This is a genomic window from Brotaphodocola sp. (assembly GCF_050873065.1).
In the GTDB taxonomy this organism is placed as follows: domain Bacteria; phylum Bacillota; class Clostridia; order Lachnospirales; family Lachnospiraceae; genus Brotaphodocola.
In genome coordinates this window covers 1-17,230 of sequence record NZ_JBNMIC010000019.1, presented here as the reverse complement: position 1 = coordinate 17,230, position 17,230 = coordinate 1, and the positions used below count along the sequence as shown (strand labels likewise).

The following is a 17,230-nucleotide window of genomic DNA, read 5'->3' as shown; positions in this document are numbered from 1 at the left end:
GTTTTCCTTTATCGGACAAGCAGTCCATATCCTGCAAGTACCAGATACATCACAAGCTCTGCCGACTGCAAGAAATATCCCGCAAGATCCCCGGTCATTCCGCCAAATTCCTTCATCGCCATCCGGTGATAGTGCCAGAACACAAGAAGTTCCGCCGCTGCCAGCAAAACAGCCGGGATCCAGCCCGCAAAATACACAAGAAACGCCATCCCGAGAATCCACCACAAAATCATGGTCCTCTTCACCGTGCGCTCTCTCGCCCCGGACGCAAACGTGCTCGCAAGTCCATTTTTTCTCGCTTTCGGAAATCCGACGACCGACCAGCCGCTCAGCGCCCTCGTCATCACATAGATGCTTCCCGCTGCCGGAAATGCCCCTGCCCGAAGCTCTGACCATGCCGAAACATAGAGAAGCAGATAGACGCCACAGCCGATCACTGCAAATGCTCCCGTGTTCGGGTCTTTCAGAATCTCAAGCTTCTTCTCCCTGTCCGCAAAAGAGCTGTGCGCATCTGTCGTGTCGAGAAATCCATCCATATGGATTCCCCCCGTAATCAGAAGCGGAAGCGCCGTTCCGATGCAGCAGACGGCAATCTTTCCCAGACCGGCACGATCAGAAATCCAGACAAATGCGCACACAGCCGCTCCGATCACAATTCCGATCATCGGAAAAAAGCAGAGCGCATACTGCATTCCCGCTTCTGTCCACTCCATTCGCGGCATCGGAATCCTCGAATACATCGAAAATGCGATCACAAAACTCTCCAGCCAGTTTCCTTTCTTTCTTTTTCCGGCTGTCTCCCTTTTTTCAGTCCTCTCCTCTCCGTCTCTCTCATCCCGTTGTTCTTCCATTCCGCTTCTGCCTCCCATCTCATGTACTCTCGGAATTTTTCATGTCTGTTTTTATCCCGCCATTTTTCCTGATTTCCTTTATATCTTTCGTCTCTTCATTCCATTCGTCTTTTTATTTTTTATTTTTCTTTCATTTTTTCCATCTTCTCCGGACTGTTCCGTCCCGGTTTCAGACAGACCGGAATTCCAAATACCACTTCCGTCACTTCATCGGAAATCTCAGCAAGCTCCCTGTTGATCCTTGCCAGCAGATCTATATAGCGGATGGTGTCCGCATCATACTCACAGCCATCGGAGAAAATTTCATTTGTGACAATCACAAGATCTGTGGTTTGCTTGGCAAGATGATTCACGCCATCCAAAATTCGCTCACAGATTTCCTGCTCCGTCCCGCCCTTCTCAAACATCTCATTTGCCGCAAGATTTGACATACACTCCAAAAGTGCAGCAAAAGCCAAAGCCGGGGAATCTGGGATCTGAGCCGGGGACGATGGCTGCGGATCCCGACTCTGCCCGGAATACCCGCGCAGACAGAGTAACTTTAAATCTGTCTCACACTCAACTGTCACAAACCCTTTTCCCTTACGCATTTCCCGGTGTTTTTTTACCCGTCTCTGCCCCTCTTCGCCCCAGACTTTCATCGTTGCGATGTAAAACCGCTCAGACGCAGCGGACTTCATCGCGCAGTCCTCCGCAAAAGCGGATTTCCCGCTTCCGCTTCCTCCGGTAATCAGATGAATCATCTCTTACTCTCGCCTCCGTCCAAGAAATTCAGGATCCACTCCGGATCAGAGCGGTAATACATATGCGGGAAACCTGCAATCATCCGGTCACTCACATGCATGCAGGTCCAGTTTCTCGAAGAGAGCGGTTTCTGGGCAAGAAGATCATCTCCCGGATCCGTGCTGTCCCAATAGTGGAACTCATGTCCGCGAATCTCCACTTTTTTCCTAGTTCTGTTTTTATTTTCTGTTTGGTTATCTGTTCTGTTTTCTATCTTTAATTTCTTGTTGTCTGAAGAGCCACCTTCTATTTTATCCACCACATGCTCTGTCAGGGTGATGTATCCAAACCTTGAAAGTTTTTCCGTCCGGAATGCATCGGCATCGAGAAGTCCTGCCATCTGCCATTTTCTGCCGTCCGGATCTTCTAATGTCCGGTGCAGATAGAGAAAACCTCCGCACTCCGCCAGAATCCGGATTCCGCCTGCACTTGCACTTCGGATGCTCTCAAGCATCGAGCGGTTTTCGGAAAGTTCTCTCGCATACAGCTCCGGATACCCGCCGCCAAGAAGAAGCGCATCGAGATTTTCCGGAAGAGCCGCATCATGCAGAGGACTGAACCTCACGATCTCCCAGCCACTTTGTCTGAGCAGTTCCATATTTTCCTGATAATAAAAGCAGAATGCTTCATCCTGCGCCACCCCGATCCGGCGGGAAGTTCTCCCCGGTCTTTCAAAAAGCTTTTCAGAAAAATCTGTCTTTCCACCGGACTCTGCCGCTCTCTCCATCCCGCTCACTGGATGGTTCTCCATCGTTGTTTCTTCCTCGATTCTGATTCCGGCAAGGGAGAGCAGTTTTGGAATGTCCAGACACTGCCAAAGACGGTCTGCGAGTGCCTCCATATGGCTGCGAAGTTTCTCCTGTTCATCTGGCAGTGTGAGTCCGAGATGGCGGCTCTCAAGCCGTGCCTCCGGGCACTCCGGCACAGTACCGATCAGCTTTGCTCCCAGATCCTCAATCAACGGCCTCAAGCGTTCTCTCATCATCGGGGAAGTCCGGTTTAAGATGACGCCGACAATCCTGCTGTCCCTCTGATACTCCAAAAATCCCTTGATCAGCGCAGCGATCGAGCGGCTGCTCTTCTTTCCGTCGACGACAAGGATAACCGGTGTGTCCGTGATTTTTGCGATCTCGTAGCTTGAAGCCTGAAACGAGGTTCCCGCCACCCCGTCATAATACCCCATCACGCCCTCAATCAGCGCAAGTTCATGGCCATCACTTCGCTCCTCAAAGAGCTGTCTGACTCCATCCTCGTCGAGGAAAAAACTGTCGAGATTGCTTCCGGGAATTCCGAGCACATACCGGTGAAACATCGGATCAATATAGTCCGGCCCGCACTTGAATGAGACGCAGGAGATTCCCATTCTCGAAAACAGCGCGAGAAGTCCCGAGGTGATAACGGTCTTTCCGCTGCCGCTCGACGGGGCCGCAAGAAGAAGTCTCGGAATCCCCTCCCGCTTCTTTGCTCTTTGCTCTCTCCCGTCAAGCGTGATCACATAGACCGGATTCATTCCCTGCATCAGATGATAAGCGCCGAGCTGTTTTGCACGGGATGCCTGAATACAGGTTACATCGGGAATCAGTCCCCGGCGCGCACAGTACTCCGTCACCTGGTTGAGGCTCTCAAGTGCAATCATGTTGATGACAATGCGCACGGAAGGATTCTTCTCAAATAAGAGATCGAGAATTTCCGGGAGGTTTCCTCCACTGCCGCCGATGAAGACCCGGTCTGGTGCCGGATAACCTGCAAGACATTCCGGTGCCCTTCCCTCCACGACAACTGCCCTTTGCGCCGGGATCTTGGCACGCTCCAAATTCTCACGGATCAGCTCACAGCCTTCCGCCTTCTGCTCAAACGCATAGATCTGCCCTCTGCCTGCCATGCAGATCGCTTCCACCGTGACAGATCCGGTTCCCGCACCAATATCGTAGATCACACTGTCTTCTTTCAGTTCCAGTTTTGCAATCGAGACTGCTCTCACTTCTTCCTTTGTCATCGGAATCTTTCCGCGCACAAACCATTCGTCTCTCATCGATTCTTCGTATTTCCTTTCCCCATCATCTCTGGTTCCATTTATTTTCTCTCTCAATTTTTCTTTTCTTATCGCTCAATCAACGCGGCAGCTAACTCCCTGATCTCCTGAGTCTGAAGTTCCTCTGCACTCCCCGAAATCAGACGTTCATCCTCGTATCCCATGCGGATGCCTGCCGTGATCCGTGCCTGCGCATAGCCGACTTCCACCAGTTTCTTGCAGACTTCATGGAGAAAGCTTCCCGTTCCGCCGAGAAGCAGAAATACTTTTTCATGGACACCCAGCATCTCTCTCAAATCTTCCGCCTCGTAGCTTCGCCCGTGCACACTCGACAGATACCAGTTCTCCCAGCTCGTCTGCATACGGGACGCCAGCGCTGACGGAGAAGAAATTCCGGCAAGCACACAGATCTTCCATCTGCTCTCAGAAAACTGCTCCACAAGCGCACTGCTTCCGCTGTAAAACCCGGTATCGCCGGAGAGAATCACTGCCGCCTTTTTGATTGCCACATTTCCGCATTCTGCGTGCTTAGAGAGCCAGTCAGCGATCGCAGATGCCTGAAAAAGCGGAATTTTCTCTGCCCGAACTGCATACGTTTCCACATCCTGCAACATTCGCGGCGCACCAAAGACCACCTCACAGCTCTCAAGTGCCCGAACTGCCCTGACTGTCAGGTCTAATCCACCACCCATTCCCATTCCGATCAGAAATAATTCACCGGCAGTCCGATCACTCTGAGAAACCTGCGCTGTCGTATTTTTCAGATCCGCATTCTTCTCCAACAGTTGTTTTGCCTCGGCGAGTGAGATCCCCTTCTCGTCTTCCGGACGGCTGATCACAAGAAATTTTACCCCACATTTCTTTGATGCCTGCCATTTTTCCTGAAACCCGCCCCGCGCACCGGATTCTTTCGTCACCATCCACGCAGCGCCCGTCTGATGCAGAAGCGCCTGATTCATCTCGACCGAAAACGGCCCCTGCATTGCGATCAAATGAAAACCGTTAATGCCCATCTCCTCGCACTGGGCGAGAACTTTACTGTCCGGAAGCACTCTTGCAAAAAGGCGCGCAAGCAGAGTTTCTTTTTCGGCAAACACGTGAAGTTCCCGGCTTCCTGTCGTGAGCAGAACATTCCCATCCTGTCTCTCAAGAAAATCTGCCGCCTCCTTCGCCGACGCCACGCGGTACATTCCGTCCTCCATCTGTTCTTCTTCCCGGAGCACGCGATAGCAGGTGAGATGAAGTTCCTCACAGACCGCCTGAACCTGTGCCGTCACAACCTTCGCATACGGATGCGTCGCATCGAGCACAAACGGAGGATTCTCGTCTTTGAGCAACGCTCTCATTCCATCTGCATCGAGAGCTCCCTGATGAACCTCAACCCATTCACTTTCCGTCAAAAGACTCTCTCCGTACTCAGAAACCACGCTGACAAGAACCGGTACCCGACTGTTCTGCGCCACCTCTGCAAGTTCCCGTCCTTCCGAAGTCCCTCCGAATATCACAATTCTTCCGTTTTTTTCCATACAATCCATACAAAAACGAATCCTTTCGCCTCTTATTTTCTACCTGCACACAGTCAGAATCGGCAGCTCTGCTCTGGCGGCTGCGACCGTCACCCCATGACACGCGGTCTTGCGAATCACAAGCTCCGCTTTTCCTTGATCATCGTGCCTGCCTTCTCTGCTGTCTTCCTGATTTTCCCGTTTTTTATTTTGAGATTCCACAGCTTTGGCAAACCGGCTTGCACCAAGAATTGCAGAGCGCTCGCAGACATTTCCGACTCCGGTCACCTGACGCACAAAGGCGGATTCTGAAAAATCCCCCTCGACGCCCAAGAGTTCCTCAGCCGAATAGGTGACAAACGGAATCTTCTGCTCTCCTGCAAACGCAAGCAGCCCTTCCTCCCCGCTCTTTAAATCAATGCTTGCGATCTGCATGACACTGCAAAGATCAAGATTCTCCTCCTGTAAAGTCTGTGTCACCGCCGTCCGGATCGCCTCAAGCGGCGTCCCTCTCCGGCATCCGATTCCGAGCGTCACAAACCGCGGAATCAGGCGAAGCGTGGAAACTGGATTTAAATGAGGCGTGCAAGTTTGATTTACATGATCCGTCACCCAGACATTTCTCTTACACTCAATCTGGTTTTCATACCCATCCGGACATCCTCCTTCAACCGGAAAATCGCTGAAAAATCCAACCTTTTCTCCATCCACGATTGCGCCTGCAATTTCCTTTGCAAGCTCCCGGTCTGAGATCACAAGATTCCTCTCTTTCGCCCACTCATCTATCGCCGTCTTTCCCTGTACATCCGATGCCGTCGTGACAACCGGCTGTGCGCCTATCATGTCTGCGATTCTCTCTGTCAGACGGTTTGCACCGCCGACATGGCCGGACAAGAGTGAGATCACAAAATGTCCCTGCTCATCGACTGCAAGCACTGCCGGATCTGTCATCTTATCTTTCAGACAGGGAGCAATCGCCCGGACTGCAATCCCCACTGCCCCGACATAGATCAGCGCATCTGCACGCTCGAAATGATCTGCCGTCCAGGCTCCGACAGAACCATCCCTCGCATAAATCCATGGTGCCTCTGGCTCTGTAAGAAAACGTTCTGCTATGTAACCTTTACACTCTTCGCCATCATTCTGCAACCCACCAAGGATTTTTCGCAACTGCTCACTGCCCGCCCTCGTAAAACTGATCCCTGCAACTCTCATTTCTCTCTTCCCGATTCCATTTCTGTTCTGCTTTATCTATGTTTTCTATGTATTTAAGCGCTTTCCTTTATCTGTGCTGTGCCACACTGTCATATGCATGTTTTTCTGTCACTCTTCCACTTCTCAAACAGGCTATCTGCGCCACGGCTCTTTCCGGTAATTTGAAGCGCTGTGGAGAATGTTACAACCTCCACATGGAGTGCTCCGCCCGCCCAGCTCTCCAAATGCACTTTTGCGGATTCTGCGGCGTCGGTGAGGATCTGCTCTGCAAGTCCCTTTTTCGCCTTGTCAAGATATTCAAGAGCCTCATCGGTCGTATTTGATCCCAGAATTTGTTCAAGCAGATCTTCCGTTTTCTGCGCACCTCCATGCTTTTCCAGTCTCAGAGCCGTCAGGCGCGCCATCTCCTCCATCCTGCCATCCCCATACTTGGAATGCGTATTCGGGATTCCGGCGGAGACCTTGATCAGCTTTCCGATATGGCTCACAAACAGCACCTCTTTGACGTTTTCCTCCCTCAGCATCTGCATCGCATCCGCGACAAAGTTGCTGCTGAGAACCGCCTCGCCCATCGGGATTCCCATCGTCTCCCGCAAAAAAGTCTCCCCATAGTTTCCGGGTGCCATCAGAAGGGCTCCATCGCCCGCAACGGCTTTCATATGGATGTCGAGGCGGATCGTCGCAAGAAGCGCTTCCTCGCTCATCGGCTTTACGATTCCCGTTGTCCCGAGAACCGAGATGCCTCCCTGAATTCCAAGTTTCGGATTGAAAGTCTTTGCCGCAAGTTCCACTCCGCTCGGAATCGCAATCTGAACTCCCAGACAACCGCGAAATCCCAGCCGGACCCGCTCTTCTTCCACCGCAGAGAGAATCATTTTTCTTGGAACCGGATTGATCGCGTAATGGCCGACCGGACAGGAAAGCCCCGGTTTTGTCACAATTCCGATTCCAACTCCGCCATCGAGGTAGACTTGCGGCTCCTCTTCCAGCCAGTACCCGCTTCCCGTCTGTCTTTTCTCCTCAAGCTCTGTCTCCTCAAGCACCTGCACGCGCGCATAGACCCAGGAGCCGTGCGTCACGTCCGGGTCATCACCGGCATCTTTCTGGACGCGCACATATCCCTGACAGGGTTCTTCTTCCTGATACTCCGGTTTCCAGACAGCATGTTGGCCTTCCGGAAGTACCACTTCCACCTGTTGCGGCAGTTTTCCGCTCAATAGAAAAACGGCTGCAGCCTTTGCCGCAGCCGTCGCACATGCCCCTGTGGTAAATCCGCTCCGCAGTCTCTTCTCTCCCATATCGTCCTCCGCTTTTTTACTGGCTCTATTATAAGGAATTTTACTCCTTTTTGCAAGAAAACTCGGGATTTTCCGTTTCAAAACTTCCGATCCGCAAGCGGCACCAGAGTCCGGGCAGCGTCCTCATTTCTCCCCCGCCTCTTCCTCTTTTCGGAGACTTTCTTCTCTGAGCTGTCTCTTTCGCTTCGTCATCAGCCCCCCGATTCGCCCGCTCTCCTTCGAGGTAAGTGCCTTCCAGCCTCCGGAGAGAACCCTCTCCTTTAGTCCCAGTTCTTCCGCGATCTCAAATTTCAGCAGTTCTTCCTGTGTCATCTTTTCCGGATCAAATATATTTTTTTCCTGTTTCTTTTTTTTCGACATAAAAAACGGACACACTCCTTTCGCTTGGAGTATGCCCGCTTTCTTGCAACTCTATTCGTGACTGTTCCATGAGATTCCTTTTAATATCCGCTTCCCGGACGCTCCGGAATGATCACTGCCGCCACAATGTAGGCGAGCAGTCCTGTTCCGGAACAGGCAATAATTGCCCAGAGCAGTCGCACCAGAGTCGCATCCACACCGAGGTACTCCCCGATTCCTCCACAGACTCCGCAAATCATTCTGTTTGTTGAAGACCGATATAATTTCCGATTCATGTCCATATCTATTCCTTTCTTGTCTTGTCGGCTGTTTTTCTTTGTTCCGATCACAGTTTAGATCACCTTATGCAACAAAATCCCCGCATGCTGAAAGCCACCCATCATCACCCCGCAGGTCATAATGCCAACCCCAATCAGGCAGCAGGCAACCCCTGCAATCATCATCCACTTCATCCATCTGCTCATCTTCATCTGCTCACTCTTCTCCCTTCCCTGTGAAGGAACCGGCTGACAACATTTACAAATCCGCGCAGGCACCATGGCAGAAAACGCATATACATCAGCCATGAGACCACAAATCCGATCAGTCCAAGTCCTAAAAGGAAAATTCCGGTTCCAACAATCAGCATTCCGGCTCCGAGATGAAAGAATCCCGTTCCGATTCCTCCTACAAAACAGATCACTGCCCCGACAAATACGGAAGCTGTCAAAATTCCAACTCCGATGAGAACCACCAAAACTGACATCACAGCTGCAAACACCACCCTCCAGAAAACATTTCCGATTTCCAGAATCATCGGGGAGAGCACCGCAAGAATCGCAATCAGAATTCCCACCTTCAAGAAGCGCTGTCTCCGCTCTTTCGGCGATACGGAATCCTCCGCCCCCGTCTCCTTGTCCTCATTGAGATCCGAAAAGTCATGGAATCTCATATTGTCATAAGCCTCTGATCCGGCATCCTGCCTCTCTTCTCCCTGATGCTCCGTCCACTCCACATCAATTGCATCCGGCAGATCCTTGCGCTCTGTCATCTGGGTGTTCGGGTCACGAAAGCGCTCATCCTCATACCCGCTCTCCGTAAAACTTCCTCCATCCTCAAGATTTCCATTCAGATCACTGCGAATAATCGCTGCAACCCGCTCCGGGCTTCCAAACTCCCTCAGGGCTTCTTCCTCGCCGTCGTCCCCGGCCTCCTCGAGATAATCCCGGTAGTAAGCGATGGCCTCTTCCCGCTCTTCATCCGGGATGTCCTGAAGCAGATATTCGAGCTGTTTCAAAAATTCTCTCCGCGTCATGTCTCATCCTCCAATATCCTGCATATTTTCTGCACGTAATTGCTCCATTCTCCGCGATACAGATTCAACTGAGCTCTGCCGCTCTCTGTGATCCGGTAATATCTTCGATTTCTGCCGTCAATCGCGAGATCATACGTCTCCAGACAGTCATCTTTTTGCAGACGGCGAAGCACCGGATACAGAGTCGATTCTGAAATCTCAAGCACTTCCCGGACATCCTGTGTGATCTTGTATCCATAAGTTCCCTGCGCTTCGCGGGAAACAACTGCCAGAACGATCGCATCGAGAAGTGCAGCTCCGGTATTAAATACCATCTCTGTCTCACCCTCCCCATTTCTTCCCGTACTCTGTCGTATCTTATTTTTGAATTAATATTATATGATATATAATATTGTTTCTGTTTATACTATACATCATATAATATGCGCTGTCAAGAAATTTTTCGCCGCGTGAAATGTATGCATAAAAAAGAGAAATCCGCCCGCAGACACACGCAGCAGATTTCTCTTTTTTCATTTTTTCTTCTGTTTTTCTTTTCAGACCGACTTAATTTTTCTAGTGGCAGCTGTGTTCTCCACACCCATGATTTCCGCAGGCATGTGCACCCTCTCCGTGCTCATGGTCGTGATGATTGCAGTGGACATCCGGATCATAACCCAGATTTCCGGCAAGCAGTGCCTTCACTGCCTCGTCTGCATCTCCGCTGACGCCGCCATAAAGCTTGATTCCTGCCTCGGCAAGCGCCATCTGCGCGCCTCCGCCGATTCCGCCGCAAATCAGGGTGTCCACACCGCGCTGCATCAGAAATCCGGCAAGTGCGCCATGTCCGCTTCCGTTTGTGTCAACTACCTCGCTCTTCACAACCGCTCCATTCTCAACCTCATAGATCTTAAACTGGGCTGTGTGGCCAAAATGCTGAAAAATCTGTCCATTCTCATAAGTTACTGCAAGTTTCATTGTTCCTTCTCCTTTTCCATTCTTGATAAGATGAGTGCTTTTCTCAGGGAGAGCTGCCTCCTGATTCTGTTTCCAGCAGAAAGCACAGCGACGCTCCTCCTGCTCTCCACAGACGCGATAATTTCCACCGGCAATCAACAGCTTCCGCCCGTGAACGATGCACGCCGCAATCTTTTCACGGGCACTCTCATAGATTTCCTGCACGGTAGAGCGCGAGATATCCATCTGCACCGCACACTGTTCATGCGTCTTCTTCTCCAGATCGACAAGACGGATCACCTCGTACTCATCCAGAGTCAGCACGATCGGTGTTCCATCCGCCTTCCCCTCCGGGACAAATCCGTCTGTCTCCGGTTCACAGCAGATTCTCCTGCACCGCTGTGGTCTTGGCATCTTTCCTCCCCCTCCTTTTTATTTCCGGTATATACCGATTATAACGCGTTTTATCCGGAATGCAATACTATGTTTTTACATAGTTGCTATTTTGCGCCAAGTACGCAATAAAAAGGCACCGGACCTTACGGTCCGATGCCCTATGCCATTCATCCTGAAACGTGTTTATTCTTAGTTCTGATCTGCTGCGTCGGTATCATCCTGATGATCTGCCTGCAGAGCCTTGATGCTCAGGCTGATCTTTCTGTCTTCGCCGTTGAAATCAACAACCTTTGCCTGAATCTCCTGACCAATCTTCAGAACATCAGACGGCTTGTCAACGTGATCTCTGGAGATCTGGGATACATGAAGCAGTGCATCTACGCCCGGCTCCAGCTCAACGAATGCGCCGAAATCGGTCATACGTGCAACACGGCCCTCAACAACGTTGCCGATTGCATACTTCTCAGCTGCGTTTACCCACGGATTCTGCTCCGGGAACTTTAAGCTCAGAGCGATCTTCTCACCGCTGATATCCTTGATCAGAGCGGTTACCTTATCGCCAGAGTGGAATACCTTCTTCGGGTTCTCTACACGGCCCCAAGACATCTCGGAGATGTGCAGAAGACCATCAGCGCCACCCAGATCGATGAATGCACCGAAATCGGTAACGTTCTTTACAGTACCTTCAACGGTATCGCCAACGTGGATGCGCTCGAACAGCTCTTTCTGCATCTCAGCCTTCTTAGCAACCATCAGCTGCTTTCTGTCGCCGATGATACGTCTTCTCTTCGGATTGAACTCGGTGATAACGAACTCGATCTCCTGACCAGCGTACTTGCTCAGATCCTTCTCGTAAGTATCGGATACCAGGCTTGCCGGGATGAAGACTCTAGCCTCATCAACAACAACGCTCAGACCACCGTCGAGAACCTGTGCTACCTTTGCAGTCAGAACCTCATGGTTCTCAAAAGCCTCTTCCAGTCTCTTGTTGCCCTTATCAGCAGCAAGTCTCTTGTAGGACAGAGCAACCTGACCCTCACCGTCGTTTACCTTAACGACCTTTGCTTCCATCTCGTCGCCAACCTGAACCAGGGTGCGCAGATCCACATTTGCCTCGTTGGTATACTCGCTTCTCGGGATGATACCATCGGACTTATAGCCTATATTTAAGACAATCTCATCTTCTTTTACGTCAATCACTTTACCGGTGACGATTTCTCCTGTCCGGATTGTCTTTAAAGACTCCTCCAACATTTGCTCAAAACTTAATTCTGGCATTAGTATGAACCTCCTCAATTCCTCAATTATTTGATTTGGGGTCGAAGCCCCTGCTGTAATACCTACGCTGCTCACAGAATTCACACATTCAGGATTGAAATCGCCGAGTGACTGGATAAAGTAAGTGTTCTTACATTCCTTTTGGCATATTTCGTACAATTTCTGTGTATTGGAACTATTCCTGCCTCCTATGACAATCATAGCGTCAACCTCAGAAGCAATACGCCTAGCCTCCACTTGTCTTTCCTGTGTTGCATTGCAAATCGTATTTAAAACAAGTATATCATAACCCTTTTTTGTCAATTTTTCAACTAAATCTTGAAATTTATTGTAATTAAATGTCGTCTGGGCTACGACACACAGTTTTTCGCCTGTTTTTAAGGGCAGATTCTCAAGTTCTTCCGCATTTTCTGCGACCAGAGTGTCCTCTGCGCCCCATCCGCGGATGCCTTCGACCTCCGGGTGAGTCGGATTTCCGATGATCAGCACGCGGCGTCCCTCGGCATTCTGCTTCTGGACAATCAGATGGATCTTCTTCACAAACGGGCAGGTTGCATCCACGATCGTGACATTTCTCTCATTCAGGATGTCGTAGACCCGTTTTCCGACTCCGTGTGAGCGGATCACAACCACACCGTCATCAAGTTTGCGAAGCTCCTCCTCCGAGTCGATGACCTTCACACCATGTCTCGCAAGATCTTCGACAACCATCTCATTGTGAATGATCGGGCCGAACGTGTAGACCTGCTTATCCGCCGTCTCAATCTGCTCGTACACGCGGTCCACGGCGCGCTTGACCCCGAAGCAGAAGCCCGCTGTCTTTGCCACTGTCAGGTTCATTTCTCGAGCACTCCTTCCGGCAGTCTGAGTCCCTTCTTCTGTGCCTCGGCAAAAATTGCCCCCGTCACCTCGGCAATCGTCATCTCTGAGCTGTCGATCAGGACTGCATCCTCCGCCTTCTTTAGCGGGGCGATCGGGCGGTTTGCATCCTGCTCATCGCGCTTGATAATATCCTGCTCAATTTTCTCGAGATTACACACCTCTCCCTTCTCGGTCAGCTCCTTATAGCGGCGTCTCGCGCGCACGGCTGAGCTTGCACTCAGAAAGATCTTTACATCCGCATTCGGCAGGATGCAGGTGCCGATGTCTCTGCCGTCCATAATCACATTGGTGGAAGCGGCGAGCTCGCGCTGAAGCTTTAAGAGATGCTCGCGCACAGCCGGAACCGCACTGACCAGAGAAGCGGTATTTCCGACCTCTTCCGTGCGGATCAGGCCCGACACATCCTCACCGTTAAGAAGAACACGCTGGGAGCCCTCCTCATAGCGAATCGTGATGGCAACGTCCTTGACCGCTGCCGCCACCTTCTCCTTATCCGTCGCTTCCACCCCGTTTCTGAGCATATACAGCGCGATTGCACGGTACATTGCCCCGGTATCGACATAGACGAATCCCAGCTTTTCTGCCGCCAAGCGTGCGATTGTGCTCTTTCCCGCACCTGCCGGTCCGTCAATCGCAATATTAAATGCCTTTGTATTTTCCATTTTTTCTATCTTCCTTTCCCTTTCCTCTCATTTCATTTTATTCCCACTTTTACTCGATCGAGATGCCTGCAAGATGTCCGGTCGACCACGCAATCTGCAGATTGAATCCTCCCGTGACGGCATCGAGGTCCAAGACCTCCCCGGCAAAATAGAGACCGCCAACCAGTTTGGACTCCATCGTCGACGGATTGATCTCCTTGACGCTGACTCCTCCCTGCGTGATGATCGCCTCCTTGAAATCGCGCAGTCCGGTCAGTGTCAGGCAGAAATTCTTCATTGCCTCCACGATCTGCTCGCGCTCCGCGCGCGTGATCTCGTTGACCTGCTTTTCCGGAGAAATTCCGCTTCTCTCCACAATCACCGGAACAAGCTTGCTCGGCAGAAGGTGAACTAAGGCATTCTTGAACTGCTTGTTCTTGATCTCATCAAAATCGCGCAGAATTCTCGCATCGAGCTGTTCCCTCGAGAGCGCCGGTTTTAAATCGATTGAGAGCACAAGCGGCATTTTTTTCAAGGTCTTTGCAACGTAACTGCTCGCTGACAGAAGCACCGGTCCACTGACACCAAAATGCGTAAAGAGCATCTCGCCGAATTCCTCATAGATGGATTTTTCCCCTTTTTGAATCGAGACATTCACATTTTTCAGAGAAAGTCCCTGAAGCTGCTTGACTGTCTGCTGTTCTTTGACGACAAACGGCACGAGAGCCGGGGAAAGTTCCGTCACCTTGTGACCTGCCCTCTTCGCAAATTCATATCCGTCCCCGGTCGATCCCGTCGTCGGATAAGACATTCCGCCGGTTGCGACAATCACGGCATCTGCCGGAACAGTCCGTCTCTCCTTCTTTAAGCGGACCCCGCTCACATGCCCGTCTCTCACGTCGATTCCTTCTATCTCCGCATAGAGATGAACCGACACTCCCACATCGCGCAGATGAGAGCTGAATGCCCGAATCACGTCAGAAGATTTGTCCGAAACCGGAAAAACGCGCTCTCCCCTCTCCGTCTTGAGTGAACAGCCCCACTGTTCCACTTTGTCCATGATGTCATAATTCGTAAATCCGTAAAAACTGCTATAAAGGAACTTGGGATTTGTGACGACATGGTCAAACAGTTCCTCAGTCGCACAGGCATTCGTGACGTTGCAGCGTCCCTTTCCTGTGATAAACAGCTTTTTTCCCAGTTTCTCATTCTTCTCAAACAGGCTCACCTCATGCCCGGCCTCTGCCGCGGCAATCGCCGCCATCATTCCGGCCGCACCGCCTCCGATTACTGCCACACGGCTCATCGTTCGTCCTCCATCTTTTTATCTCTCATCTTTCTTTTCATGCTTTCGCATTTTTCATATTCTGCAGCGCATTTTTTTACTGCTTTTTCTCTTTCACTTCCCGGATCTTTCTCTCAAGTGCCTCGACAACCGTCTCAAGCACTTTCACACGCGCATAGTACTTACTGTTTCCCTCAACAACAATCCACGGCGCATATGTCGTCGACGTGCGCACAAGCATCTCATTGACTGCAAGCTCATACTGGTCCCACTTCTCGCGGTTTCTCCAGTCCTCATCCGTGATTTTCCACTGTTTGTCAGGATTTTCCATCCTCTCACGGAAACGGCGCTCCTGCTCATCCTTATCGATGTGAAGCCAGAATTTCAGCACAACGGCACCAGAGCTGACAAGATGGGCCTCCATCTCATTGATCTCCTGATACGCCCTGCGCCATTCCTCCTGCGTACAGAATCCCTCGATTCTCTCCACCATAACCCTGCCATACCAGGTCCGGTCAAAGACAGCGATATGGCCTTCCTTCGGCATATGGTTCCAGAACCGCCACAGATAGTGGTGACGCTTTTCAATATCATTCGGAGCCGCAGTCGGGCAGACCTGATAACCGCGCGGGTCGAGATGACTCGTCAGGCGGCGGATCGCACCGCCCTTTCCCGCCGCATCCCAGCCTTCAAATCCCAAAACCACCGGGATTCTCAGCCGGTAAATCTCACTGTGCAAGATCTCAAGCCTCTTCTGCAGCTGATCGATCTTCTGCTTGTAGGTATCGCGGTCGAGAGTCTTTGTCAAATCCACGCCGGAGAGCACTCCATTCTGGTAGCGCTGATCAAAACCTGTCTCGGCCTTTTCCTCATCTGCTTCTTTTTCTGCCGTATCTGACGTATCCCCCGGTGCCGCCTTGACGCAGTTCTTGTCACCGTGAGCACCGTGAGCCTCAAGTGCCTGCTCAAGCGTCTCTGTCACGCAGCGGATGATCTTGAGCGTCGCATAATTCTTGTCTGTCGCCTCAATGATATTCCACGGCGCATATCCAGTATCCGTCTTCTCAATCATCTCCTCATTGATTTTCAGATAGGCATCATACTCACGGTTTCTGCGCCAGTCTCCCTCTGTCACACGCCAGGAAGTCTCCTCCGAGTCTTCCAGCCTCTTAAAGCGATGCTTCTGCTCTTTCTGCGAAATCAGAAGAAAGAGTTTGATGATCACAGCCCCGTCATCCGTCAGCTGTTTCTCAAACGAACAGATGTCGCGGTATGCCTCCGGCAGTTCACTCTTCTTCGTGATGCCGTCAAAACGGTCAATCTGGACACGGCGGTACCAGCTTCGATCAAAGACTGCAATCCGCCCCTTCTCCGGTGTTCTCGTCCAGAACCGCCAGAGGAATGGGCGCATCGCCTCCTCCTCCGTCGGCCTGCTGCTCGCATACACATCAAACCCTCTCGGGTCAAGTGCCTGGATCAGCCGGTTGATCTGAACGCCCTTTCCCGCTGCACCGAGTCCCTCAAAAAGAATGATGACCGGAATTCCCGCCTCTTTCAACCTGCGCTGCACCGCTCCGAGACGTTCCTGATACTCCTCATGCTCCTGACGGTAAACCGCTTTCTCCACACTTCTGTACAGATCAATCTTTTCCAGCATTCCGTTTCTCCCTTCTGATCTCACATCTCACACTCTGACCGCATAACATTCTGGTTTATTCTGGTTGTTCCGTTATTCCACCATACCCTTTGCACTCTTACTCTCTGCGTTTTTATTCCCCGCTTTTCCCGCTCTCGGTCTCTCCGGTATTCCCGTTTTCTTCCGCCAAACCCTGACTTACGCCTTCCTCCGTCAGATCCAGTTTCAGCGCCGTGCGCACATGTCTGCGGTACGCCGAAAGCTCCGGAAAACGGTCAAAATACCGGATCCGTTTCTCCCAGAGATCTGTCTGGGGCACCTCTCTCGTCGGTCCGCCCTCAGCCTCCGCCGATTCGTTCTCCTTCTGCCAGTCCGTGAGCACATACATCCAGAAACTGTCCTCAAAATCCGGGGGCGGCGGCAGTTCCTCAGTGAAATCTCCCGGCGCCTCCCCGATTTTAAGTCCCTGTTGGGCCTCCGTCTGGACACTTCCGGCCGTCTCTGCCTCAAAGGAATCCCGATACCGCGCCGGATCTTCCTGTTCCAGAATCTGCCCGTACAGGCGAACAAGCATCCGCGCTGTCTCTGTCTGGTCACGGAACCTTCCATTTTCCGTCATCGCATCATTAAAGTCGATGCCGATCTCCCATTTTGCCGGTTCTGCCGCTGCATCCGCCTCCGGGGCACCCGCTGCTCTCGTCTCTGCATTCTGGCTGCTTCCCGGACTTTCTCCTCCGTTCTCCCCGGCAGACGGGATTTTCTGCAGATAGCAGGTCTCTCCGCCCACTCCGTCTGTATACAGAGTCAGACAGCCAATGCGCTCTGCCGCATCCTCCGG

At 51.6% G+C, this 17,230-nt stretch carries 17 protein-coding genes; all 17 read right to left on the bottom strand.

Annotated features, from left to right (window positions below; all coding sequences use genetic code 11):
* Positions 1 to 8: 8 nt before the first annotated feature.
* On the bottom strand, positions 9 to 851 hold the full coding sequence (locus ACR0QE_RS06860; RefSeq protein ID WP_432627622.1) for an adenosylcobinamide-GDP ribazoletransferase: 843 nt from the start codon (positions 849 to 851) through the stop codon (positions 9 to 11).
* A gap of 119 nt (positions 852 to 970) precedes the next feature.
* Entirely contained in the window at positions 971 to 1,594 is a 624-nt protein-coding gene (locus ACR0QE_RS06855; RefSeq protein WP_432627621.1) for a bifunctional adenosylcobinamide kinase/adenosylcobinamide-phosphate guanylyltransferase, read from the bottom strand.
* Positions 1,591 to 3,666, bottom strand: coding sequence for a cobyrinate a,c-diamide synthase (locus ACR0QE_RS06850; RefSeq protein ID WP_432627620.1), 2,076 nt, complete (start codon positions 3,664 to 3,666; stop codon positions 1,591 to 1,593). The genes ACR0QE_RS06855 and ACR0QE_RS06850 overlap by 4 nt, the downstream gene beginning before the upstream one ends.
* A gap of 68 nt (positions 3,667 to 3,734) precedes the next feature.
* Positions 3,735 to 5,201, bottom strand: a complete 1,467-nt coding sequence (gene cobK, locus ACR0QE_RS06845; protein WP_432627619.1) for a precorrin-6A reductase — start codon at positions 5,199 to 5,201, stop codon at positions 3,735 to 3,737.
* A 30-nt stretch (positions 5,202 to 5,231) separates the two neighbouring features.
* Positions 5,232 to 6,386 carry a cobalt-precorrin 5A hydrolase gene (locus tag ACR0QE_RS06840; RefSeq protein ID WP_432627618.1) on the bottom strand — a complete coding sequence of 385 codons (1,155 nt, stop codon included), beginning with the start codon at positions 6,384 to 6,386 and terminating at the stop codon, positions 5,232 to 5,234.
* Between the two features lie 89 nt (positions 6,387 to 6,475).
* Positions 6,476 to 7,684: a cobalt-precorrin-5B (C(1))-methyltransferase CbiD gene (cbiD, locus tag ACR0QE_RS06835; RefSeq protein WP_432627617.1), complete on the bottom strand. Its 1,209-nt coding sequence runs from the start codon at positions 7,682 to 7,684 to the stop codon at positions 6,476 to 6,478.
* A gap of 123 nt (positions 7,685 to 7,807) precedes the next feature.
* Positions 7,808 to 8,044 (bottom strand): small, acid-soluble spore protein, alpha/beta type, encoded by a 237-nt coding sequence (locus ACR0QE_RS06830; protein ID WP_432627616.1) that lies wholly within the window; start codon positions 8,042 to 8,044, stop codon positions 7,808 to 7,810.
* An 80-nt stretch (positions 8,045 to 8,124) separates the two neighbouring features.
* A complete protein-coding gene (locus tag ACR0QE_RS06825; protein ID WP_432627615.1) occupies positions 8,125 to 8,319 on the bottom strand; it encodes a PspC domain-containing protein in 195 nt (64 codons plus the stop codon).
* A 57-nt stretch (positions 8,320 to 8,376) separates the two neighbouring features.
* Positions 8,377 to 8,514: a hypothetical protein gene (locus ACR0QE_RS06820; RefSeq protein WP_432627614.1), complete on the bottom strand. Its 138-nt coding sequence runs from the start codon at positions 8,512 to 8,514 to the stop codon at positions 8,377 to 8,379.
* Positions 8,511 to 9,338: a DUF1700 domain-containing protein gene (locus ACR0QE_RS06815; RefSeq protein ID WP_432627613.1), complete on the bottom strand. Its 828-nt coding sequence runs from the start codon at positions 9,336 to 9,338 to the stop codon at positions 8,511 to 8,513. The genes ACR0QE_RS06820 and ACR0QE_RS06815 overlap by 4 nt, the downstream gene beginning before the upstream one ends.
* A complete protein-coding gene (locus ACR0QE_RS06810) occupies positions 9,335 to 9,652 on the bottom strand; it encodes a PadR family transcriptional regulator (protein ID WP_432627612.1) in 318 nt (105 codons plus the stop codon). The genes ACR0QE_RS06815 and ACR0QE_RS06810 overlap by 4 nt, the downstream gene beginning before the upstream one ends.
* A gap of 241 nt (positions 9,653 to 9,893) precedes the next feature.
* The gene (locus ACR0QE_RS06805) at positions 9,894 to 10,688 is read right to left on the bottom strand and encodes a DUF134 domain-containing protein (RefSeq protein ID WP_432627611.1); all 795 of its coding nucleotides are present in this window, start codon (positions 10,686 to 10,688) and stop codon (positions 9,894 to 9,896) included.
* Between the two features lie 171 nt (positions 10,689 to 10,859).
* The gene (locus tag ACR0QE_RS06800) at positions 10,860 to 12,788 is read right to left on the bottom strand and encodes a bifunctional 4-hydroxy-3-methylbut-2-enyl diphosphate reductase/30S ribosomal protein S1 (RefSeq protein WP_432627610.1); all 1,929 of its coding nucleotides are present in this window, start codon (positions 12,786 to 12,788) and stop codon (positions 10,860 to 10,862) included.
* A complete protein-coding gene (cmk, locus tag ACR0QE_RS06795) occupies positions 12,785 to 13,492 on the bottom strand; it encodes a (d)CMP kinase (protein WP_432627609.1) in 708 nt (235 codons plus the stop codon). The genes ACR0QE_RS06800 and cmk overlap by 4 nt, the downstream gene beginning before the upstream one ends.
* A gap of 49 nt (positions 13,493 to 13,541) precedes the next feature.
* Positions 13,542 to 14,777 carry an NAD(P)/FAD-dependent oxidoreductase gene (locus ACR0QE_RS06790; RefSeq protein ID WP_432627608.1) on the bottom strand — a complete coding sequence of 412 codons (1,236 nt, stop codon included), beginning with the start codon at positions 14,775 to 14,777 and terminating at the stop codon, positions 13,542 to 13,544.
* A gap of 76 nt (positions 14,778 to 14,853) precedes the next feature.
* Positions 14,854 to 16,413, bottom strand: coding sequence for a phosphate--AMP phosphotransferase (locus tag ACR0QE_RS06785; protein WP_432627607.1), 1,560 nt, complete (start codon positions 16,411 to 16,413; stop codon positions 14,854 to 14,856).
* A 112-nt stretch (positions 16,414 to 16,525) separates the two neighbouring features.
* The coding region (locus ACR0QE_RS06780; protein ID WP_432627606.1) for a hypothetical protein at positions 16,526 to 17,230 on the bottom strand (705 nt) is incomplete at its 5' end.